The sequence below is a fragment of the Anaerosacchariphilus polymeriproducens genome (genome assembly GCF_003363435.1).
Taxonomy (GTDB): Bacteria; Bacillota; Clostridia; order Lachnospirales; family Lachnospiraceae; genus Anaerosacchariphilus; species Anaerosacchariphilus polymeriproducens.
In genome coordinates this window covers 58,723-81,409 of sequence record NZ_QRCT01000016.1, presented here as the reverse complement: position 1 = coordinate 81,409, position 22,687 = coordinate 58,723, and the positions used below count along the sequence as shown (strand labels likewise).

The 22,687-nt window shown below is 33.4% G+C and carries 18 protein-coding genes; 16 read left to right on the top strand and 2 right to left on the bottom strand.

Annotation, left to right across the window (positions count from 1 at the left end):
- Nucleotides 1–18: 18 nt before the first annotated feature.
- Both DWV06_RS06600 and DWV06_RS06595 read right to left on the bottom strand, forming a co-directional pair.
- Nucleotides 19–654, bottom strand: coding sequence for a lactate utilization protein (locus DWV06_RS06600; protein ID WP_115481392.1), 636 nt, complete (start codon nt 652–654; stop codon nt 19–21).
- A 61-nt stretch (nt 655–715) separates the two neighbouring features.
- Nucleotides 716–1,585, bottom strand: a complete 870-nt coding sequence (locus tag DWV06_RS06595) for a DegV family protein (protein WP_115481391.1) — start codon at nt 1,583–1,585, stop codon at nt 716–718.
- Nucleotides 1,586–1,808: 223 nt separating this feature from the next.
- On the opposite strand from DWV06_RS06595, the gene DWV06_RS06590 reads away from it, so the two are divergent.
- From DWV06_RS06590 to aspS, 16 genes are all read left to right on the top strand, one after another.
- Nucleotides 1,809–3,551, top strand: a complete 1,743-nt coding sequence (locus DWV06_RS06590; protein WP_115481390.1) for an ABC transporter ATP-binding protein — start codon at nt 1,809–1,811, stop codon at nt 3,549–3,551.
- A 23-nt stretch (nt 3,552–3,574) separates the two neighbouring features.
- Nucleotides 3,575–5,023, top strand: a complete 1,449-nt coding sequence (locus DWV06_RS06585; RefSeq protein ID WP_115481389.1) for a right-handed parallel beta-helix repeat-containing protein — start codon at nt 3,575–3,577, stop codon at nt 5,021–5,023.
- 215 nt (nt 5,024–5,238) lie between these two features.
- Nucleotides 5,239–6,300 carry a transaldolase family protein gene (locus DWV06_RS06580; protein WP_115481388.1) on the top strand — a complete coding sequence of 354 codons (1,062 nt, stop codon included), beginning with the start codon at nt 5,239–5,241 and terminating at the stop codon, nt 6,298–6,300.
- Nucleotides 6,301–6,451: 151 nt separating this feature from the next.
- Nucleotides 6,452–7,636, top strand: a complete 1,185-nt coding sequence (locus tag DWV06_RS06575) for a pyridoxal phosphate-dependent aminotransferase (RefSeq protein ID WP_115481387.1) — start codon at nt 6,452–6,454, stop codon at nt 7,634–7,636.
- Between the two features lie 29 nt (nt 7,637–7,665).
- The gene (hisC, locus tag DWV06_RS06570; RefSeq protein WP_115481386.1) at nt 7,666–8,724 is read left to right on the top strand and encodes a histidinol-phosphate transaminase; all 1,059 of its coding nucleotides are present in this window, start codon (nt 7,666–7,668) and stop codon (nt 8,722–8,724) included.
- Nucleotides 8,725–8,874: 150 nt separating this feature from the next.
- Nucleotides 8,875–9,636, top strand: a complete 762-nt coding sequence (locus DWV06_RS06565; protein ID WP_115481385.1) for a class I SAM-dependent DNA methyltransferase — start codon at nt 8,875–8,877, stop codon at nt 9,634–9,636.
- 1 nt (nt 9,637) lies between these two features.
- Nucleotides 9,638–10,507 (top strand): Hsp33 family molecular chaperone HslO, encoded by an 870-nt coding sequence (gene hslO / locus DWV06_RS06560; RefSeq protein ID WP_115481384.1) that lies wholly within the window; start codon nt 9,638–9,640, stop codon nt 10,505–10,507.
- Nucleotides 10,504–12,429: an NAD(+) synthase gene (locus DWV06_RS06555; RefSeq protein ID WP_115481383.1), complete on the top strand. Its 1,926-nt coding sequence runs from the start codon at nt 10,504–10,506 to the stop codon at nt 12,427–12,429. The genes hslO and DWV06_RS06555 overlap by 4 nt, the downstream gene beginning before the upstream one ends.
- Nucleotides 12,430–12,445: 16 nt before the next feature.
- Nucleotides 12,446–13,456, top strand: coding sequence for a GNAT family N-acetyltransferase (locus tag DWV06_RS06550; RefSeq protein WP_115481382.1), 1,011 nt, complete (start codon nt 12,446–12,448; stop codon nt 13,454–13,456).
- Between the two features lie 45 nt (nt 13,457–13,501).
- The gene (locus DWV06_RS06545) at nt 13,502–14,206 is read left to right on the top strand and encodes a LytR/AlgR family response regulator transcription factor (protein ID WP_162300592.1); all 705 of its coding nucleotides are present in this window, start codon (nt 13,502–13,504) and stop codon (nt 14,204–14,206) included.
- A gap of 392 nt (nt 14,207–14,598) precedes the next feature.
- Nucleotides 14,599–15,120, top strand: a complete 522-nt coding sequence (locus tag DWV06_RS06540; protein WP_115481380.1) for an adenine phosphoribosyltransferase — start codon at nt 14,599–14,601, stop codon at nt 15,118–15,120.
- A gap of 53 nt (nt 15,121–15,173) precedes the next feature.
- Entirely contained in the window at nt 15,174–17,459 is a 2,286-nt protein-coding gene (locus tag DWV06_RS06535; protein ID WP_115481379.1) for a RelA/SpoT family protein, read from the top strand.
- 6 nt (nt 17,460–17,465) lie between these two features.
- Nucleotides 17,466–18,098: an MBL fold metallo-hydrolase gene (locus tag DWV06_RS06530; RefSeq protein WP_115481378.1), complete on the top strand. Its 633-nt coding sequence runs from the start codon at nt 17,466–17,468 to the stop codon at nt 18,096–18,098.
- 10 nt (nt 18,099–18,108) lie between these two features.
- Nucleotides 18,109–19,569 carry a coproporphyrinogen dehydrogenase HemZ gene (hemZ, locus tag DWV06_RS06525; protein ID WP_115481377.1) on the top strand — a complete coding sequence of 487 codons (1,461 nt, stop codon included), beginning with the start codon at nt 18,109–18,111 and terminating at the stop codon, nt 19,567–19,569.
- An 11-nt stretch (nt 19,570–19,580) separates the two neighbouring features.
- Complete coding sequence (gene hisS / locus DWV06_RS06520; protein ID WP_115481376.1) at nt 19,581–20,822, top strand: histidine--tRNA ligase; 1,242 nt, start codon at nt 19,581–19,583, stop codon at nt 20,820–20,822.
- 13 nt (nt 20,823–20,835) lie between these two features.
- Nucleotides 20,836–22,644, top strand: a complete 1,809-nt coding sequence (gene aspS, locus DWV06_RS06515; protein ID WP_115481375.1) for an aspartate--tRNA ligase — start codon at nt 20,836–20,838, stop codon at nt 22,642–22,644.
- Nucleotides 22,645–22,687: the final 43 nt, after the last annotated feature.

Genomic DNA, 22,687 nt, shown 5'->3' with positions numbered 1-22,687 from the left:
CTGGTTTTGTGTTATATATTAATATCCTAATTCTTCTCCAACGAGAATCACTTTGATACGTCCTTGAATACCTGAACGTCTTGTAATTACGATTTGACTGCAAATACTATCAGGTGAATAACAGTCTCCGCAACGTCCGGTAGAAGCACAAGGGGTTTTTTTATCAAGACGGACACAGTTTGGAGGAGCGGCAATATTTCTGGTTCTATTAATACCTTCCTCTACATCGGTAGTAATTTTATTCATACCTGCAATAATTATCACGTTTTCAGGACCTGCGATAAGACAGGCTACACGATTTCCAAAGCCATCAATATTGACTAATTCACCCTCTAATGTAATCGCATTTGTACTCATGAAGTAATAATCAGAGCAGACTATTTTTCCATATAGTGCTTTTTTTTCTTCCGGAGTTTTTGCGGTTAAGCGGTCAATAAGGGTATGATTAGAGTTTTTTAATGTATCAATGAGCCCGGTTTCTACAAGAGACATAGAACCGCCCCAGGAAATTACAGAGTGTTCCGGCATAAGTGACATAGCTTTTTTTACCGCAGATTCAGAATCCGGACAATAAAAACCTTCCATGTTACGTTTTTCTAGATTTTTAATTATAGTTTTGCTTAAGGTTTCATAGTAAGTTTGTTTTGGTGTCATTTTTATACCTCCTAATAAAATGACCGATAACAAGGTATTTAAATGTTATCGGTAATAATGGTTATAAAGTAATTTTTTTTGAACAAGCGACCGCAAGTGTTCCAGGTCCGACATGACAAGAAATACTGAGTGATAGTGGATCCATATGAATTGAATAGTTTGGATATATAGCTTGTAGTTCTTCCTTAAACTTGGCAGCGGCTTCCTCGTTGTTAGAATGGGCGATCTGCAACCAAACTTTATTTTGTGTTCCATCATCGTTAAACCGTACGGCCATATCATTTTTAATGGCATCTAACATAATTGTTTTGGCCTGTTTAATGGTCCGGGCTTTCGCAAAAGCGTCTAGTTTTTCGCCTTGGATCTGAAGGACTGGTTTTATTTTTAATAAAGTACCAAGAGCAGCAGCGGCAGGTGTGATACGCCCTCCTTTTTTTAGATACTTTAAAGTATCTACCATAACATAGATACTTGAATCTAATTTAATCTGCTCTAAAAATTCACGTATTTCAAGTGCTGATCTGCCTGATTCTGCAAGTTGTAATGCATCTAGTACAGATTGGCGCTGCGTAACGGAGATTCTTTGGTTGTTTACTACTTGAATCCTGCCGTTATAATCATTAGCGAGTGCTAATGCAGTGGAACAAGAGCCACTTAATCCGCTTGACATAGGAATATGTACAATTTCATCATATTCATTTAGCAGCTTATCCCACAGATTCATTACAGAATCTGGTGAAGGTTGTGAAGTTGAGATATCATTCCCATCTTCCAGCCTGGAATAAAACTCTTCTTGAGATAAATCAATGTCCTCAAAGTAGGTTTTATTATTAATCATAAAAGGCATTGGTAGAACATAAATGCCTAATTCTTGAGCTTGAGATTGTGTTATACCACTATTACTATCTGTGATAATTGCAATTTTTTTCAAAAGGACTCTCCTCCTATAAACCAACTTTTATTTACAATAGAGAATAAAAATCTATTTGTAAATAACTAAATAGATTCTAACATTTCCATAAAAAAAAGTAAAGTGATTCAAGAAAAGTGATTCAAGTCTGTTCATAAAATGGGAAAAGAGAGATGTTACACAGAAGTTTTTATGCTATAGTATTATAGAAAAATGTAAAAAAAGATAAAATGTGGAGGAAATCATGAGACAAAAATGGAAAAAACTTATTTCATATTACAAACCATATAAAGGATTATTTATATCGGATACACTGTTTGCTATTATAGGGGCGGGAATTTCATTAGGAATTCCTCTGATTGTCCGTTATATTACAAATAATATTATACATCTATCACCAGAAGAGGCTTTTGAAGGCATTTTGAAGTTAGGGATATTGATGATTGTATTAGTATTGGCAGGAGCATTTTGTAATTTTTATATTTCGTATTTTGGACATATGATGGGAGCCAAGATTGAGTATGATATGAGAAGTGAAATTTTTCAACATTATCAAAAGCTTTCATTTTCATTTTATGATAATCAAAAAGTTGGACAACTTATGTCCCGTATTACAAATGATTTATTTGATATCAGTGAATTGCTTCATCATGGTCCTGAAGATGCTGTAATTTCTTTTATAAAGCTGATAGGATCATTTAGTATTTTATTTTTAATTAATTGGAGACTTGCATTTATAGGGTTAGCTTTGATTCCAATCATTTTAATCTATGCAATTTTATTTAACAGAAAGATGAAAAAGGCATTTAAAAGGAATCGTGTTAAAATTGCTGATATTAACGCTCAAATAGAAGATAATCTTTCAGGTATCAGGGTGGTAAAATCATTTGCGAATGAAAATATTGAAAATGAAAAATTCAAAATTGGTAATGACGGATTTCTTAGTGCAAAACGAAATAGTTATCAATATATGGGTGGATATTTTTCTGGTATGGAAGCATTTACGACTATGATTACGATTGTTGTATTGATAGCAGGAACGTTATTTATTACACAGAACGTAATTCAGGTAGTCGATTTAATCACATTTTTATTATATATTAACAATTTTACAGAACCAATTAAAAAATTGATTACTTTGACGGAGTCATTTCAAAATGGTTTTTCCGGGTATGAACGCTTTTTAGAGATCTTAGATATTGTACCGGAAATACAAGATGCAGCTGATGCAAAAGATATAAAACAAGTAACCGGTGATATTTCTTTTGAAGATGTTTCTTTTCGATATGAGGAGAATACTCAAAAAGTTTTAAGTCATGTCAACTTAGAGGTGAAAGCGGGAAGTTATGTTGCTTTGGTAGGTTCGTCAGGAACTGGTAAAACTACCCTGTGCAGTTTGATTCCACGGTTCTATGATGTGACATCAGGAGTTATTAAAGTTGATGGAATTGATATTAGGAAAATAACATTAAATAGCTTAAGAAGTGCAATAGGAATTGTACAGCAAGATGTTTATCTATTTACAGGCAGTGTTATGGATAATATAAAATATGGGCGTCCAGGTGCTAGCGATGAAGACGCTATAGAAGCAGCAAAATGTGCCAACGCTCATGATTTCATAATGGGATTACCAAATGGATATGATACAGATATCGGGCAAAGAGGGGTGAAACTTTCAGGAGGTCAGAAACAGCGGCTTTCAATTGCAAGAGTATTTTTGAAAAATCCATCGATTCTAATTTTTGACGAAGCAACATCAGCTTTAGATAATGAGAGTGAGAAAGTGGTTCAGGAATCCTTAGAATTATTGGCTAAGAATCGAACAACTTTTGTAATCGCCCATCGATTATCTACGATCAGAAATGCTCAAAGAATTCTAGTCTTAACAGAAAATGGGATAGAAGAAGAAGGGACTCATGAAGATTTGATAAAAATAGATGGAGTATACAAAAACTTATATAATTTACAATTTACTAGAATTAATTAAGCTGAATTGGGAGGTTAAAGTATATGTATTGTAAAAATATAAAATGGATAAAGTTTTTTTTTACAACATTAATGATAGTATTTATAAGTTTATCACAAATTAATATAGTGAATGCAGAAGCATCTTTTGGCCATTTATATGGGGACAAAGATTTTAAAAAGAAGATGATAGCTGTAATGGGAAATGTGAATGAGTCAGTTCCAAAAAAATCTGTGGTATATGTATCGAAAAATGGCTCAGATTCTAATAAGGGAACGAAGAGAAAACCTTATAAATCTTTTAAAAGAGCAATTTCAAAATTAAGACCGGGAGATACTTTGGTAATTCGAAAAGGAACTTATAAGGAACCCCTTAATTTGCTTCTAAACGGTAAGAAAAATGCTTATATTACCATTAGAAATTATCCTGGAGAGAAAGTGATTTTAGATGGGACAGGAAAAGGCAATGGAACAATAATGGTAAATTTAAATAATTCATCTTATTTAAGAATACATGGACTTGAGATTAGAAATATAAAAGGCCTAGATGTAGCTGGTATTCGTTTAGAAAATGGATCACATCATATTTTTTTGACCAAAAACAGAATTCATAATGTTAAGGTATCCGCTGATAAAAAAGATGCATGTGCCAATGGAATAATCTTGTGGGGGGAGAATGAGAAGAAAGCGATTCATAATATCTTTATTTTTGCTAATACTATTTATAATTGTAAAACGGGATGGGCAGAATGCATTTCTATTACAGGAAATAATAAGTACGTAAATGTAATTAAAAATACAATTAAAAATACTGGCAATATAGGGATTGATTTTTCAGGGAATTATGGGTATTGTTCAAAAGCATCTGTTGATTTTCCACGCTATTGTGTTGCAAGTGACAATAATGTGGTCAACTGTGTATCAAAATATGCAACATCATATGGATTATATGTAGATGGAGGACAAAATATAGTTTTAGAAAATAATACAGTAAGGGCTTGTGGTGGAGGAATAGAAGTAGGAGCCGAACAAGTGGCGTCAAAAAAGAAGTATGCTGTTAGAAATATTAAAGTACAAAACAACTATTTAGTAAATAATAAAGAAAATGGATTAACTGTTGGTGGTTATGCGACCAATCTTGGTAATGTTTATAAAGTTCTACTGAAGGATAATATTTGTATTAATAATGGAAAGAGAGGTGAGAATCTTACAATTTCTAAAGCTGAAGATGTTTATATAAAAGGAAATGTATTTTCTAATACAAAAAGTAATGCAACTATCGTATACATGCCGTTTTCTTCAAAATATACCAGAAATATTACCTTTAAAAAGAATCGATACTATAGTGCGGGAGGAAAGAAAAAAGCTATTTTTTATTTTAAGGGAAAAGAGTATAAATCTTATGCAAAATGGCTTAAAGTATCAAAAGAAAAAGGAAGTGCTTTTAAAAAGTATAATAAAAAATCGAAAAGTGATAATTTTAAGTATAAATAAAGATTAAGTTGGAGAAGATTGTTAAAGGAATGATTAAATTATATACATTTTAAGTCTATATAGTAAGAAGTAAAATGGTAAATGGATAATTATTGAGCAAGTGTGCTTGATTTTGTGCATAAAGTGCAAAAAACCGTCTTGACAAGTAATCAAAAAGTGTATAATATTAAATTATACTTTACGATCAAAAAATAGTATAAATGGAGGAATTAGGAATGGGTGAATATTTAGGAAAATTGCATGAAACTGTTGTTAAATTTCCAAACACAGATATTTGGATGGATTCATGTGGTGAAGCAGAGCTTGATTATGGTTTGGAAAGAGGAATTGTGGGAGCAACAAGTAATCCTGTAATCATTGGTCAGGTAATTAAAGATGAACTTCCTATTTGGGAAGGACGTATTAAACATTACATTGCTGAAATGCCAACAGCTACTGAAGAAGAAATTGCATGGGAAGTGGTACATGAATGTACGAGAGAAAGAGCAAAAAAATTACTTCCGGTTTTTGAAGCAACGAATGGTAAAAAAGGTAGACTTTCAGCACAAACAAATGCGAAGTTTTATAGAAGTCCTGAAAAGATGGTAGAACAAGCAGTATATTTAAGTTCATTGGGTGATAACATTCAAATTAAAATGCCAACTTCTGAAGCTGGAATCAAAGCGTTTGAAGAGGTTACATACCAAGGTGTGAACATTAATGCTACTGTGTCTTTTACAGTTGCTCAGGCAGTTGCAGTTGCTGAAGCTGTAGAAAGAGGATTAAAACGTAGAGAAGCAGAAGGACTTTCAACAGAAGACATGACACCTATCTGTACGATTATGATTGGTAGAACAGATGACTGGGTGAAAGAATCAGTGAAAGGTATCGCAGTAGATCATCCGGATGCTCTTGAATGGGCTGGTGTAGCTGTTATGAAAGAAGCTTATAGAATCTTTAACGAAAGAGGTTATAGAACAAGATTATTAACAGCAGCTTATAGAAATGTGTACCATTGGTCAGAGTTCATTGGTGGTGATATATCAATGACTATTCCTTTCGGATGGCATAAAAAAATCAATGCTTGTGATGTTGAAGTAGTAAGTAGAATCGACAATCCTATTCCAGAAGAATTCATGAATACATTAAAAAAACTTCCTGAATTTATCAAAGCTTTTGATGAAAAGGCTTTACCGGTTGAAGAATTCGTAAATTTTGGTGCGTTTAGAAAAACAATTAACGGATTTATCAGCGGATATGAAGATTTATTAAAATTAGTAAGAAGTTATATGGTATAATGAAAAAAGGACCTGCAGAGAAAATGTAGGTCCTTTTATTTGTAAACCTAAAAACTTTAGTAGTTGACTTCGCTAAAGTGTTTTGTTATGATAAGGATAATACTTTTGGAAATTAATAGTATAATTTTAATAAAAAAATGTAGGTGAGAGAATGATTTCAGAGGCTATGATAAATTTAGTAAGTAAAAGTTCGGCTATTAGAGAAATGTTTGAAGAGGGCAACCGTTTAGCTGCTCAGTATGGGGCAGAAAACGTATTTGATTTTAGTTTAGGTAATCCCAATGTTGCAGCTCCGAAAGAAGTGAATCAAGCAATTAAGACCATTATTGAACATGAAGAATCAACATCTTATCATGGATATATGAATAATTCGGGCTATGAAAATGTTAGAGAATCTGTTGCAGCTTCTATTAATAGAAAACAAGGTACTCATTTTAATCAGAATAATATCATTATGACAGTAGGTGCTGCCGGAGGGTTGAATGTTATTTTTAAGACTCTTCTTAATCCGGATGATGAAATAGTTGTATTTGCTCCTTATTTTGGAGAGTATAAAAATTATGCCTCCAATTTTAATGCTCGTTTCGTTGTGATTCCGCCGGATATCCCAAGCTTTCAGCCAAACTTGGAAGCGATGAAAAAAGCGATTACTAAAAAGACGAAAATTGTATTGGTAAATACACCCAATAATCCAACAGGTGTAGTTTATACAGAAGATACGATCAAAGAACTTGCCGCTATTTTAGAACAAAAACAAAGAGAATTCAAAAACGAAATTTATATTGTTTCGGATGAACCATATCGGGAATTAGTTTATGATGGAGTCATAGTTCCATATCTGACAAAATATTATAGTAATACGATAGTTGGATATTCATTTAGTAAATCACTGTCTTTGCCTGGTGAAAGAATCGGTTATTTGGTCATTCCCAATGAAGCTGCTGATTTTGATTCCATAGTTTCTGGTGCAAATGTTGCAAACCGTATACTGGGATTTGTAAATGCACCATCTTTATTACAAAAAGTGATAGCTAAATGTGTAGATGTAGAAATAGATTTGGAATATTATGACAGGAATAGAAAAACGCTTTATGGAGCGCTGACGGAATATGGTTTTGAGTGTGTAAGGCCTCAGGGAGCATTTTACCTTTTTATGAAGTCGCCCATTGAAGATGAAAAAGAATTTTGTCAGGCTGCCAAAAAGTATAATATTTTGATAGTGCCGGGCAGTTCGTTTGATTGTCCGGGTTATGTCAGGATGGCTTATTGTGTGTCTTATGAAACGATAATGAATTCCTTGCCTGGATTTAAAAAATTAGCACAAGCATATAAATAATTCAGTAAAGATGAAAAGGAAGTTGACCTATGAGAATTTGGGAATCTAATATACGTAAAGTAGTACCATATGTACCAGGCGAACAGCCGGATAAAGAAAATATGATAAAGCTTAATACAAATGAAAATCCATATCCTCCAGCTCCCGGTGTGAGAAAAATTATGGACGAATTCAAGGAGGATACATTAAGGTTATATCCAGATCCTTGTGCAGGTATGTTAGTGAAGGAAATTGCGAATTATTATAAGCTTAAGCCGGAACAGGTTTTTGTAGGAGTTGGCTCGGATGATGTTTTGGCAATGGCATTTATGACATTTTTTCAATCTAAAAAACCTATTTTGTTTCCTGAAATCACGTATTCCTTTTATGATGTATGGGCAGAATTATTTAATATACCATATGTAAGATGTTCGTTAGCAGATGATTTTTCTTTCGTTATTGATGATTACAAGAGAGAAAATGGAGGAATCATTTTTCCTAATCCTAATGCCCCGACAGGTTTGTGTGAGAGGTTAGAAACAATTGAAAAAATCATCAAATATAATCAGGATGTTATCGTGATTGTAGATGAAGCTTATATTGATTTTGGTGGCGAATCAGCACTTTCTTTGCTTGATAAATATGAAAATTTGCTTGTAGTTCAGACTTTTTCAAAATCACGTTCAATGGCAGGAGTGAGAATTGGATTTGCAATGGGAAGTCCGACTTTGATTAAGTATTTAAATGATGTTAAATATTCATTCAATTCCTATACATTAAATCGATTTTCATTAGAAATTGGAGTTGAAGCCATTCGAGATGAAGTCTATTTTAAATCAGTAAATGAAAAAATTATAAGTACAAGAGAAAGAGTGAAAAATGAATTACTCCAATTAGGATTTACCTTTCCGGATTCCAAAACAAATTTTGTTTTTGCTACACATGAAAAATATAATGCCAAGGATATTTTTTTGGCATTAAAAGAGAATAATATCTATGTCCGGTACTTTGATAAACCTAAAATTCATAATTATTTACGGATAACCATCGGTACGGATGAGGAAATGGATGCCTTATTGGATTTTTTAAAACATTATATAGGCAAGTAAGCTTTTAGCGCTTTATAAAAGAAAATTTGGATGCAAAATAAAAAAATGCATCCTTTTTGTTACTCTATATATGAAAAATATCAAGCTTGCTTTTCAATAAAAAAGTTGTTAGTATAATTGTTGTAAGGATAAAATAATAGGAGATAACAGATGGAAGCATACACAAGTTTTGCGCAGGTATATGATATATTTATGGATAATATTCCTTATGAAAAATGGTGTCAGTATTTAATTCGTCTCTTAAAAGAACATGGTGTAGACAATGGATTGATTCTTGAATTGGGTTGTGGAACCGGAAAAATTACAAGGATTCTTTATGAAAATGGCTACGATATGATAGGGATTGATAATGCAGAAGAAATGCTCACTGTTGCCCGGGAATATAGCGAAGGTATGGAAGGGATCTTATATTTGCTGCAGGATATGAGAAATTTTGAATTATATGGAACAGTTAAGGCTGTCGTAAGTATTTGTGATTCAATGAATTATATCCTTGATGAAGAAGAACTGCTCCAAGTATTTTATCTTGTAAACAATTATTTAGATCCCGAAGGAATTTTTATTTTTGATATGAACACATTATATAAATATGAGGTTTTATTAGGCGAGACGACAATTGCAGAAAATCGTCCGGAAGGCAGTTTTATTTGGGAAAATTATTATGATAGTCAGGAGAATATCAATGAATATGATTTGACTTTGTTTATTAAAGAAGGAGAATTGTTTCGGAAATATGAAGAAACGCATTATCAAAAGGCGTATGAAATAGAAAGAGTAATTAAGCTGATTGAAGAATCAGGTCTGGAATTTATTACAGTTTATGATGCATTTACGAAAGAAACTCCTAACGAGAAAAGTGAGAGAGTTTATTTTATTGCAAAAGAAAAGGGTAAAGAAATAAAGGAGAAATAAAATGTCAGATTATATTGTCAGAGCAACGGCAGCAAATAATCAGATCCGTATATTTGCTGCGACTACGAAAGAAACGGTGGAAAAAGCAAGAATAGCACATAATACAAGTCCGGTAGCAACTGCTGCATTAGGAAGGCTTTTGACAGCTGGAGCAATTATGGGAACTATGATGAAGGGAGATAAAGATATTTTGACCCTTCAGATAAAAGGTTCAGGACCAATAGAAGGTATCACTGTAACAGCAGATTCTAAAGGAAATGTAAAAGGTTACGTTAATGAACCTAATGTTCTAATACCGGCGAATAATAATGGAAAATTAGATGTTGCAGGTGCAGTAGGTGAAGGAATTTTAAATGTTATAAAAGATATGGGAATGAAAGAACCATATGTGGGACAGACTGTATTACAGACCAGTGAAATTGCAGAAGATCTTACATTTTATTTCGCAAATTCTGAACAGATTCCTTCTTCTGTTGGATTAGGAGTCTTAATGGAAAAAGATAATACCGTGAAACAAGCCGGAGGTTTTATATTACAGTTAATGCCTTTTGCAGAAGAAAGTGTTGTTGAATATCTTGAAGAATCGTTAAAAAATATAACCTCAGTTACAACACTTTTAGAGCAAGGTTATACACCGGAGCAATTAGTTGAAAAAATAGCAGGCGATTTGGGTGTAGAAATAATGGATAATATTCCGACCCGGTTTTATTGTAATTGCAGTAAAGACCGCATTTCGAAAGCTATTATAAGTATCGGGAAAGAAGAAACTCAAAATATAATCGATGAAGGAAAGCCAATTGAAGTGAAGTGTCATTTTTGTAATACGAATTATGTTTTTGAAATAGATGAGTTAAAGGAGCTTTTAAAATGAGACAAGGATTTGTTAAAGTAGCAGCTGTAACACCCAAAATAAAAGTTGCAGATACTCAATATAATACAAAAGCTATTTGTAAAGAATTAGATTTGGCACAAAAAGCCGGTGCTAAAGTTATTGTATGCCCGGAATTGTGTATTACAGGTTATACTTGCGGTGATTTGTTTTTACAAGAGGTTTTGTTGGATGGTGCATTGAACGCATTAAGTGATATTAAAAATCATACAAAGGATGAAGATTATATTTGTTTTGTAGGATTACCAATTGTATTTCGGCAAAAACTATATAATGTAGCTGCAGTAGTCAGCAAAGGAGAAATATTAGGTTTGGTACCTAAGTCTAATATACCAAATTATTCAGAGTTTTATGAATCTAGACATTTTACGCCCGGTCAGGAAGATTTGGGATGTTATGAGATGGATAAAGAAAGGATTCCATTTGGTACAGATATTTTATTTCAATGTGCTGAATTACCATTTCTAAAAATCGGAGTAGAGATATGTGAAGATTTATGGACTGTAAATCCTCCAAGCATCCGTCATACCATGGCAGGTGCTTCACTAATCGTAAATTTGTCTGCCAGTGATGAAATAACGGGGAAGGATTTTTATAGACAAAATTTAGTATCAGGACAATCAGCCAGACTGTTATGTGGTTATGTTTATGCAGATGCAGGAGAAGGGGAATCCAGTACAGATCTTGTTTTTGCAGGACATAATATAATTGCTGAAAATGGAACTGTATTAGTAGAATCAAAACGATTTGAAAATGAAATGATCGTTGCCGATATTGATTTAAAACGTATGCAATCAGAAAGAATACGAATAACAACATTTAAAGCTTTAGATGAAAATTGTTACACGTTGGTACCATTTTCATTAAAAGTAGAAGAGACAAAGCTAAATCGTTTTTTCAATTCCACACCATTTGTTCCGGCACAAAAAAGTGATAGGGACAGAAGATGTGAAGAAATATTGTCGATACAGTCAATGGGACTGAAAAAAAGGCTAGAACATACAAATTGTAAGAAAGCAGTAATTGGGATTTCCGGTGGATTAGATTCTACGTTGGCTTTATTGGTTACAGTTAGAGCATTCGATTTACTTGGACTTTCCCATAAAGGTATTATAGCAGTTACAATGCCTTGTTTTGGAACAACTGACAGGACCTATAATAATGCTGTGAATTTAATCAGACAATTAGGTGCTGATTTTAAAGAAATAAATATAATGGAAGCTGTTAAGTTACACTTCAGAGATATTGGGCATGATAGTAATATTCACGACGTAACTTATGAAAATGCGCAGGCTAGAGAAAGAACGCAGATATTAATGAACATTGCCAATAAGACTGGGGGGATGGTAATCGGTACAGGTGATATGTCGGAACTCGCGTTAGGATGGGCGACATATAACGGGGATCATATGTCAATGTATGGTGTTAATTCATCGGTACCCAAAACATTAGTAAGACATTTGGTTCAATATTTTGCAGATGTATGTCAGGATGAGAAATTGACAAACATACTTATAGATGTTCTCAATACTCCGGTAAGTCCCGAGCTGCTTCCACCTAAAGATGGGGAAATATCGCAAAAAACGGAAGATATTGTAGGTCCATATGAGCTACATGATTTTTATTTGTATTATGTTATGCGGTTTGGATATGAACCAAGCAAAATATACCGGATTGCAAAATTAGCATTTAAAGATTTATATACAGAGGAAATTATCTTGAAATGGTTAAAGATTTTTTACCAACGCTTCTTTTCCCAACAATTCAAACGATCCTGTTTACCGGATGGACCTAAAGTTGGTACTGTTGCAGTTTCACCTAGAGGAGATTTACGTATGCCAAGTGATGGATGCGTTACTTTATGGAAGCAAGATTTAGAAAAATTATCGGTTATTAAAAATTAGTAGATAGGAGAGAAATATGCTAAAAAATGTTATTATTCATTTAGAAGATATTATAACTCAAGGAAGAGCAAATGATGATCAGCTAAGAGAGGGCATTTATGCAATGATTAACAGTTTGGTATCCGACAATAAAAAAATTGTAGTAATAACCGAAAGAGAAAAAGATAAAGCTTTTGAAGTGTTGAAAGAGCTAAAGCTTGATAAATTTACAGATGAAGTGTATTCCAAAAAAGAAGCTAAAGACGGACATTCCGTACATTTATTGGAAGTTTTAAATAGACAGAATATCTTTTTGTCAATTATAGATGAGACGAATACAAGTGCTGATGATTATCTGGCTATTGTAGCCAGAGAAGAAGATGTCAGAGCAGCAAAAATGGCCAATATACCATCTATCGGGTATATTGATAAACGTCATGCAGGATTTTCTGAATCACAAGTCCTAACAGAGGGTTTTGATGAGATAGACAGTATTTATATTAATCGAGTTTATCAAAGGGCACATAAAATTCCCTGGAAGATTACAGAAACAGAGCGTTGTATCATAAGAGAATTAACAGTGGAAGATATTGATGCCTTATATGAAATTTATGCAGAACCTTCCATTACGGAATTTATGGAGCCGTTGTTTCCTAATAAACAAGATGAAATTGAGTATCAAAAAGCTTATATTGAACGTGTATATGAATTTTATGAATATGGCATGTGGGCTGTCATACATAAAGACACCGGACAACTAATTGGAAGAGCTGGTATAAGTAACCGGGAGCTTAAAGGATTTATAGAATTAGAGTTAGGTTATTTAATAGCAGTTCCTTATCAAAGACAGGGGTATGGGTTTGAAGTATGTAATGAAATAATAAGATATGCGAAAGATAAGTTTGGTTTTGATACGATTCATTGTTTTATACAAAAAAATAACATTGCATCCATTAAGCTAGCAGAGAAATTAGGGTTTTGTTGGAAAGAAGAAGTCTCATTTGGAGAGGAACGTTTACAACAATATATCCTAAAACTCAAACAATAGAGAGGATGTTACTTCCTATTGTCATGTATGGAAGAGGTGAGGGAAATGAATATTGTAGTTTGTGATGATGATGAAGTAATTCGGAAAAAGATTATACAAATGTGTTTTAAATTTCAAAATGAGACACATATAACTGGGGAAATTATAGAAATGTCTTCTGGAGAAGACGTGCTTAATTATCATGAACAAATTGATGTACTAATTTTAGATATAGAATTACCTGGTAAAAACGGAATTCAAGTAATGAGAGAAATTGAACAAGAGCAAAGTTACGATTATATTGTATTTGTATCAAGTCATCAGGAAGCAGTTTGGAATTCTTTTAGCTGTAAAACAGTAGGATTTATCCGCAAACCAATTGAGTATGAACAATTACGCAGGATTTTGAAAAAAGTTGCTGAGTTAAAGAATGAAGAATTTTTGATTGAAATTGATACGGATCAAGGAGTCTGTGTAGTGAAATCCAGTGATTTGATTTATATAAAAGGTGAAGGTTCCTATACTCGTATTGTAACAAAAAATGAAAGTTTAATTGTTAGAAAGACATTGAGTCAATGGGAAAAACAATTGACGGGCATGAATATGTTAAGAGCACATAAATCATATTTCATTAATATGGAGTACATAAAGAACATTAAGCAAAATGTAATTTTGGATACAGGTGAAGAAATTAAAATAAGTCGATTACGAAAAAGCGAGCTATTAGAAAAGTATCATACTTTTCTGAAAAAGAAAGCGTTCTTTCTTTAAGTTTTAGTCCTATAAAATAACAAAAATATGCATTTCACATCAAAATATTGCATTTCGCATCATTTTTATTGCATAATATAGTAGTAAGTGTTACTTTAAATATGCAAGGGGAAATGTAAAAGGGGAAAATAATTACCCACCGTTTTTATGAAATCTTTTCATAGTCGCTATGGAATATTTTGTAAAAAAAAAGAAGAAGCCTTTCGATGGAGGCTTCTCTTTTTTTGTTTAAAATATCTGGTTCAAAAACATCTATCTTATACATAAAATGATCTTTTATCATCCTAATCTTAAAAAATCACCTATTTTCAAAAAGCGTCATATTGTAAATCAAATAAAATAGTGATATACTTAGAAAATATATGGAAAAGTTTACGATTGGAGAGAAATGGATGAAATTAGAAGACTATGTTACAAGTATTCCTGATTTTCCAGAAGAAGGGATTATATTTAGAGATATTACAACAATTTTAGAAAATGCAGAAGGATTACAATTAGCAGTTGATTCAATGCAGGATTTTATTGCAGATACAGAATTTGATGCAATAGTAGGTGCAGAATCCAGAGGATTTATTTTTGGAGTACCACTTGCATATAATTTAAAGAAACCTTTTATTTCGGCACGTAAAAAAGGAAAGCTTCCAAGAGAAATCGTATCAAAAGAGTATGATTTAGAATATGGAACTGCAGCAATTGAATTGCACAAAGATTCAATTAAAAAAGGTCAGAAAGTTGTAGTTGTAGATGATTTAATAGCTACTGGTGGAACAATTAGGGCTATTGTAGATTTAATTGAAGAATTAGGCGGGGAAGTTGTGAAAATAATTTTCTTAATGGAACTGAAAGGTTTAAATGGAAGAGAAAAATTAAAAGGTTATGATATTCAAGCAGCAATTAGTTATGAAGATAAATAAAGAAAACGGATAAAGAATCAAAAATAGAAAAAGTACGTAAAGACGGTGGTACTATGGAACAACAAAAATCAGCAAAAAAAAATATAAGATTACAAGATAGAAGTATTAAAGTAATGGATGATTTCACCAGCAAAGAATTGTTATATCATGAATTAATTGATAGTGTGCAAAAATACCATCCTTCTGCAGATTTATCGATTATAGATAAGGCATTTAAAGTTGCAGATGCTGCACATGAAGGACAAGTAAGAAAGTCTGGTGAACCTTATATCATTCATCCTCTTTGCGTGGCAATAATATTAGCAGATTTAGAATTAGATAAAGAAACGATTGTAGCTGGTATTTTGCATGATGTTGTAGAAGATACGGTGATGAGTGAAGAAGAACTAACAAAAGAATTCGGTCTTGAGGTTGCATTGTTGGTAGATGGTGTTACGAAATTAGGTCAATTATCTTATGATGCAGATAAAGTAGAAGTACAGGCAGAAAATTTACGGAAAATGTTTTTGGCAATGGCGAAAGATATTCGTGTTATTATGATTAAATTAGCAGACAGACTTCATAATATGCGTACATTGAAATATATGAGACCGGATAAGCAGAAAGATAAAGCCAGAGAAACGATGGATATTTATGCACCTATAGCTCAGAGGCTGGGTATATCTAAGATAAAAGTAGAGTTGGATGATTTATCACTGAAGTATTTGGAACCGGATATTTATTATGACTTAGTTGAAAAAATTGCGGTTCGCAAAAGTGTCCGGGAAGAATTTGTAAAACAAATATGTGAAGAAGTTAAGAATCATATAAAAAATGGTGGAATTGATGCCCATGTAGACGGACGTATCAAACATTTTTTTAGTATTTATAAAAAAATGAAAAATCAGGATAAAACAATCGATCAAATTTATGATCTATTTGCAGTTCGTATTGTTGTAGAAACCGTTAAGGATTGTTATGCTGCTTTGGGAATTATTCATGAAATGTATAAACCTATTCCAGGCAGATTCAAAGATTATATTGCAATGCCAAAACAAAATATGTATCAATCACTGCATACGACTTTAATAGGACCAAATGGCCAGCCATTTGAAATTCAAATCAGAACATTCGAGATGCATCGTACAGCTGAATATGGTATTGCAGCTCATTGGAAATATAAAGAAGCATCGGATGGGAAAAATACAGATAATAAGGAAGAAGAAAAATTAAGCTGGCTTCGTCAAATTTTGGAATGGCAGAGAGACATGTCAGATAATAAAGAATTCATGAGTCTATTAAAAAGCGACCTTGATTTGTTCTCTGAAAATGTATATTGTTTTACGCCCACCGGAGATGTGAAAAACCTGCCGAATGGCTCGACCCCTATAGATTTTGCTTATAGTATTCATAGTGCTGTTGGGAACAAAATGATAGGCGCAAGAGTAAATGGTAAATTGGTTACAATTGATTATGTCATTCAAAATGGAGACCGCATTGAGATACTAACATCACAAAATTCCAAAGGACCTAGCAGGGATTGGTTGAACATTGTAAAAAGTACACAGGCCAAAAGCAAGATCAATCAATGGTTCAAGCAGGAGTTGAAGGAAGATAATATTATCAAAGGGAAGGATATGATTTCCCATTATTGTAAAAATAAAAGCATTATTCTCAGTGATATCTTAAAACAAAAATATCAGGAAGCGGTCATGAGAAAATATGGCTTCAGAGATTGGGAGTCCGTATTAGCGGCTATTGGTCATGGCGGAATTAAAGAAGGTCAAGTAATTAATAAAATGCAGGAAGAGTACATTAAAGATCATAAGAAAGAAATTACAGATCAAGATGTACTGAATAGTGTCGCACAAGGGAAAGAAAAAGTTCAGGTTGCAAAATCAAAGAATGGAATTATTGTAAAAGGAATTCATGATGTTGCAGTGCGATTTTCAAAATGTTGTGGTCCATTACCTGGGGATGAAATTGTAGGATTTGTGACAAGAGGCAGGGGCATTTCCATTCACAGAACAGATTGTATCAATGTTTTAAATATGCCGGATATAGAAAGAGCTCGACTGATTGAAGCAGAATGGCAGGAAGAAGGCGAAAGCCAAAATGAGTTGTACGCGGCAGAGATTAAAATATATGGAAATAATAGGACCGGATTGCTTGTTGACATTACCAAGACTTTTACAGAAAAAAAAATCGATATTACTTCCATACATTCCAGAACGAGCAAACAAGGGATCGTAACGATGGATTTAAGTTTTATGATTCGTGGTAAAGAAGAATTAAATCGTTTAGTTGATAAAATCAAAACAATTGAAAGTGTACTTGATATAGAAAGGACAGCAGGTTAAAGAACTATGAAACAGATTAATATAGAACAATATGTGGTAGGAATGGTACAGACAAACTGTTATATTGCAGTAAATAGTATAACGAAAGAAGCAGTTATTATTGATCCGGCCGATCAGGCGGAATTACTTGAAAAGAAAATCACGGAAAAAGGAGTAAAACCGGTTGCAATTCTTTTGACCCATGGTCATTTTGATCATATTTTGGCTGCTGAAGAATTGGCAGGTTCTTATAAGATTCCGGTTTATGCGCATGGAGATGAATGTGAAATTTTAAAAACCCCTTCTTTGAATTTGTCAACAATGTCACATAGAGAAGTGAAGATGGAACCGGATGTAATTTTGAAAGATAATCAAGAAATTGAGCTTGCAGGTTTTCAAATTCGAGTACTTCATACCCCCGGTCATACGAAAGGCAGTGTTTGCTACTATATGGAAGAGGAAGAAGTTCTTTTTTCAGGCGATACCTTATTTCAGCAATCAGTAGGCAGAACAGATTTTCCAACTGGAAGTTCCGTTGAAATCGTTCGTTCTATTAAGGAAAAACTTGCAATTTTACCGGATAGTGTTCAGGTATATCCAGGGCATGAGGGAATTACTTCGATAGGTCATGAAAAAAAGTTTAATCCATTTATAGCATAGGTAAATACTTATGATTATGATAATATTGAATGAAGCTAATTTTGAATATGATATATATTCCTTAGTCAAGGCTTTTTATCCGGAGGAAGAAGTTAGTATTGGCGTAGAGGATACTCAAGTAGAATGTGTAACACCTTGCATCTATTTGAAAGTAAACTATAAGGATAATTTAATAAGGATTCAATTTTTGCAAAACAAGGAAGTCATTCTTGCAAATGATACCATTGTGAATCAGGCGGATAGGAAAGATACAAAAAATCGCTTAAAAAGACTTCTTTATAGAATGCTAAATGAATACAGCAGAAAAGAATTGCCATGGGGAACATTGACCGGCATCAGGCCGACTAAAATTCCAATGGCATTTTTGGAGAAGGGGATTTCTAAAGAGAAAGTAAATCAAATTCTGAAAACTACTTATTTGATCAGTGATGAAAAAGCTGATTTGTGTATAGAAATTGCCAAGAGAGAGTTGGAAATCCTAAAGAATATTGATTATAAGAATGGTTATAGTCTTTATATAGGAATTCCATTTTGCCCAAGTACATGTCTATATTGTTCTTTCACCTCCTATCCTGTTTCAAAATGGAAAAATCGAATGCAGGAATATTTGGAAGCATTAAGTAAAGAGATTTTATTTACTGCAAAGGCATATGCAAATAAAGTTTTAAACACCATTTATATTGGTGGTGGAACCCCAACATCTTTATCAGCAGAACAATTAGATTATCTGCTCACACTTTTGGAAGAAAACTTTGACTATTCCAATTTACAAGAGATGACTTTGGAAGCAGGAAGACCGGACAGTATAACAAAAGAAAAATTAGAAGTGATAAAGGCACATAAAGTGACTAGAATTTCAATCAATCCCCAAACGATGAAACAAGAGACTCTGAAATTAATAGGAAGACATCATACCGTTCAAGAGACGATAGAAGCTTTTCGCTCAGCAAGAGAATTAGGGTTTGACAATATCAATATGGATTTGATTGTCGGGCTTCCGGAAGAAACGCAAGAAGATATCTGTCATACAATGGAAGAGATAGCCAAATTAAATCCGGATAGTGTAACAGTTCATACGTTAGCAATCAAAAGAGCAGCAAGGCTTCGCATGGAGCAGGAACATTATAAGGAACTAAAAATTAGCAAATCTCCAGAAATGATAGAACTTACAGAAAAATATTGTAGAAATATGAATATGGTACCTTACTATCTTTACCGACAAAAAAATATGACAGGAAATTTTGAAAATGTAGGTTATGCCAAATGGGGGAAAGAAGGTATTTATAATATATTAATTATAGAAGAAAAGCAGACAATTGTTGCATTAGGAGCCGGGACAAGTTCAAAATTCGTATTTTCTGAAGGAAGAATAGAACGAGTGGAAAATGTAAAAGATGTAGACAATTATTTAGCAAGAATTGAAGAAATGATAGAGCGAAAACGTAAGATCATGACTGAGAAAAAAGAATAGGAGGAAGTGATATGATAACAAAAGCACCAAGAGGAGTGGAAGATTGGTATGGTGAAAGAATGTATAAGCGTACCGTCGTTGAAAAGATTGCAAGAGATATTGCAAAAACATATAACATAAAAGAAATTATCACACCTGTATTTGAACATACTGTTTTATTTCAAAGAGGCGTAGGAGAAACAACGGATGTTGTTCAAAAAGAGATGTATACGTTTTTGGATAAAGGAGAACGAAGTATTACATTAAAACCGGAAGGAACTGCCGGTACAATGAGGGCTTATCTGGAACACAACATGTATGCAGAACCGGGACCTACGAAATTGTTTTATGTAACGCAGGCGTTTCGTTATGAAAAGCCTCAAAGTGGTCGTTTGAGACAACATCATCAGTTCGGTGTTGAATTTGTGGGATCCAAAAGTCCTTTGGCTGAAGTAGAAGTGATAACTCTGGTTATAGAGATGATTAACAAGCTAGGGTTAAAGGATGCAAAACTTCATATTAATAGTATTGGCTGCAAAAACTGTAGAGAAACTTATAATGAAGCGTTATTAAAATATTTAAAAGAACATGAGGATAAATTATGTCCGACCTGTCGTGAAAGAATGCAAAAAAATCCTCTTCGGGTAATTGATTGTAAAGTAGAAGACTGCAAAAAGATTGTTGAGAAAGCCCCTAGAACAATCGAGTATTTAGATGAAGAATGCAGAGAACATTTTGAGGAATTACAGTATTTGTTAAATCAACTAAATATACCATACGAAATCGATACTGGTATTGTTAGAGGTTTAGATTATTATACGAAAACAGTATTTGAATTTGTAAATGAAGATGGATTTACACTTTGTGGTGGCGGCAGATATGATGGACTTATTCATGAGATAGATGAGAAACAGGATATTCCTTCTGTTGGATTTGGAATGGGAATTGAAAGAATTCTATATTTCTTAGAAAAAGAAGGGGTTGAATTAGAAGCAGAAGAACCGGTAGCTTTGTATGTTGGGATTTTAGGAAAAGAAGCAAAGGCGAAAGCATATCAATTGGTTAATAATCTCCGTAAACAAGGGGTAATTGTAGAGACTGACTATATGGAACGAAGTGTAAAAGCACAAATGAAATATGCCAATAAAATTGGAGCGAAAAAAACAGTTATAATCGGAGAAGATGAACTTCAAAACAATATAGCCAGAGTTAAAGATATGGAAAGTGGCGAACAAACTGAGATTGCATTAGAAAAGATAGCAGAATTATTTTAGGAGGAATTGAGACATGGCAGAGGCAATGAGAGGTTTAAAAAGAACCCATAGATGTACGGAAGTTTCAAATCAGATTATTGGTGAAACAGTTACAGTAATGGGTTGGGTACAAAAAAGAAGAAATCTTGGAAGCTTAATATTCGTGGATTTAAGAGACAGATCAGGTTTGTTACAGGTAATCTTTGATGAAGACAATATTGGGACGGAAGGTTTCGAAAAAGCAGGATCGTTAAGAAGTGAATATGTCGTAGCAGTCGTAGGTAAGGTGGCAGCACGTTCCGGAGCAGTGAATGAAAATTTAGTAACCGGCGATATTGAAGTAATTGCAACAGAACTTCGTATATTATCAGAATCTGAAACGCCTCCTTTCCCAATTGAAGAAAACAGCCAGACAAAAGAAGAATTAAGACTTAAATATCGTTATTTAGATTTGAGAAGGCCAGATATTCAAAGAAATTTAATCTTAAGAAGTAAAGTTGCTACAAGAATCAGAACCTTTTTAGCCGAAGAAGGATTTTTAGAAATAGAAACACCCATATTAAATAAAAGTACACCGGAGGGTGCCAGAGATTATCTTGTGCCAAGCCGTGTGCATCCGGGAAATTTTTATGCTTTACCACAGTCGCCTCAACTTTTGAAGCAATTACTTATGTGTTCAGGGTATGACCGATATTTTCAAATTGCAAAGTGTTTTCGGGATGAGGATTTAAGAGCGGATAGACAGCCGGAGTTTACTCAAGTTGATATGGAACTTTCATTTGTTGAGGTTGATGATGTAATTGAAGTGAACGAGAGATTACTTGCTGATGTATTTAAAGAGGCTATCGGTGTGGAGATATCACTTCCAATTCCGAGAATGACATGGCAGGAAGCTATGGATCGATTCGGTTCAGATAAACCAGACACACGTTTTGGAATGGAATTAAAAGATGTTTCAGATGTAGTTAAAAACTGTGGATTTGGTGTATTTACAGGTGCTTTAGAAGTTGGGGGAACAGTACGAGGTATCAATGTAAAAGGTCAGGGATCCATGCCTCGAAAAAAAATTGATGCACTAGTAAATTTTGCGAAAGATTTTGGTGCGAAAGGTCTTGCATATTTAGCAATAAATGAAGATGGCACATATAAATCTTCTTTCATGAAATTTATGACAGAGGAAGAATTAAGCAAATTAGTAGAAGCTATGGAAGGTACCCCTGGAGATTTGTTACTATTTGCTGCTGATAAAAATAAAGTTGTATATGATGTATTGGGAAATTTAAGGTTAGAAATAGCCAAAAATTTAGATATTATTGATAAAAATAAATTTGAATTTTTGTGGATTACAGAATTTCCTTTATTGGAATGGTCTGAAGAACAAGAGCGTTTTGTTGCTATGCATCATCCATTTACAATGCCGATGGATGAGGATTTAGAGTATCTTGATACGGATCCCGGAAAAGTACGTGCCAAAGCCTATGACATTGTTCTGAATGGAACTGAGCTTGGTGGTGGCAGCGTTAGGATTTTTCAAAATGAAATCCAAGAAAAAATGCTGCATATATTAGGGTTTTCAAAAGAAGATGCATATGCACAATTTGGATTTTTATTAAATGCATTTAAATATGGCGTACCGCCTCATGCAGGGCTTGCATATGGTTTAGACCGCTTGCTGATGCTTATGGTAAAAGCGGATAGTATCCGTGAAGTCATAGCGTTTCCTAAAGTAAAAGATGCCTCTTGTTTAATGTCAGATGCTCCTAACACAGTAGATAAAAAGCAGATAGATGAATTACAGCTCTCTATAAAATCGTTTAAAGAAAAAGAAAGTGAGAATTCATAAAATAAACACAATTTCAACATTTTTTCACCATAAAAATTCATTA

Excerpts from the sequence above, each read along its gene's own strand:
- DWV06_RS06555 (WP_115481383.1), top strand. The coding sequence starts at position 10,504 with ATGAGACAAGGATTTGTTAAAGTAGCAGCTGTAACACCCAAAATAAAA.
- aspS (WP_115481375.1), top strand. The coding sequence starts at position 20,836 with ATGGCAGAGGCAATGAGAGGTTTAAAAAGAACCCATAGATGTACGGAA.
- DWV06_RS06580 (WP_115481388.1), top strand. The coding sequence starts at position 5,239 with ATGGGTGAATATTTAGGAAAATTGCATGAAACTGTTGTTAAATTTCCA.
- DWV06_RS06575 (WP_115481387.1), top strand. The coding sequence starts at position 6,452 with ATGATTTCAGAGGCTATGATAAATTTAGTAAGTAAAAGTTCGGCTATT.
- DWV06_RS06535 (WP_115481379.1), top strand. The coding sequence starts at position 15,174 with ATGGAACAACAAAAATCAGCAAAAAAAAATATAAGATTACAAGATAGA.
- DWV06_RS06545 (WP_162300592.1), top strand. The coding sequence starts at position 13,502 with ATGAATATTGTAGTTTGTGATGATGATGAAGTAATTCGGAAAAAGATT.
- DWV06_RS06565 (WP_115481385.1), top strand. The coding sequence starts at position 8,875 with ATGGAAGCATACACAAGTTTTGCGCAGGTATATGATATATTTATGGAT.
- DWV06_RS06590 (WP_115481390.1), top strand. The coding sequence starts at position 1,809 with ATGAGACAAAAATGGAAAAAACTTATTTCATATTACAAACCATATAAA.
- hslO (WP_115481384.1), top strand. The coding sequence starts at position 9,638 with ATGTCAGATTATATTGTCAGAGCAACGGCAGCAAATAATCAGATCCGT.
- DWV06_RS06585 (WP_115481389.1), top strand. The coding sequence starts at position 3,575 with ATGTATTGTAAAAATATAAAATGGATAAAGTTTTTTTTTACAACATTA.
- hemZ (WP_115481377.1), top strand. The coding sequence starts at position 18,109 with ATGATTATGATAATATTGAATGAAGCTAATTTTGAATATGATATATAT.
- hisC (WP_115481386.1), top strand. The coding sequence starts at position 7,666 with ATGAGAATTTGGGAATCTAATATACGTAAAGTAGTACCATATGTACCA.
- hisS (WP_115481376.1), top strand. The coding sequence starts at position 19,581 with ATGATAACAAAAGCACCAAGAGGAGTGGAAGATTGGTATGGTGAAAGA.
- DWV06_RS06540 (WP_115481380.1), top strand. The coding sequence starts at position 14,599 with ATGAAATTAGAAGACTATGTTACAAGTATTCCTGATTTTCCAGAAGAA.
- DWV06_RS06600 (WP_115481392.1), bottom strand. The coding sequence starts at position 654 with ATGACACCAAAACAAACTTACTATGAAACCTTAAGCAAAACTATAATT.
- DWV06_RS06550 (WP_115481382.1), top strand. The coding sequence starts at position 12,446 with ATGCTAAAAAATGTTATTATTCATTTAGAAGATATTATAACTCAAGGA.
- DWV06_RS06530 (WP_115481378.1), top strand. The coding sequence starts at position 17,466 with ATGAAACAGATTAATATAGAACAATATGTGGTAGGAATGGTACAGACA.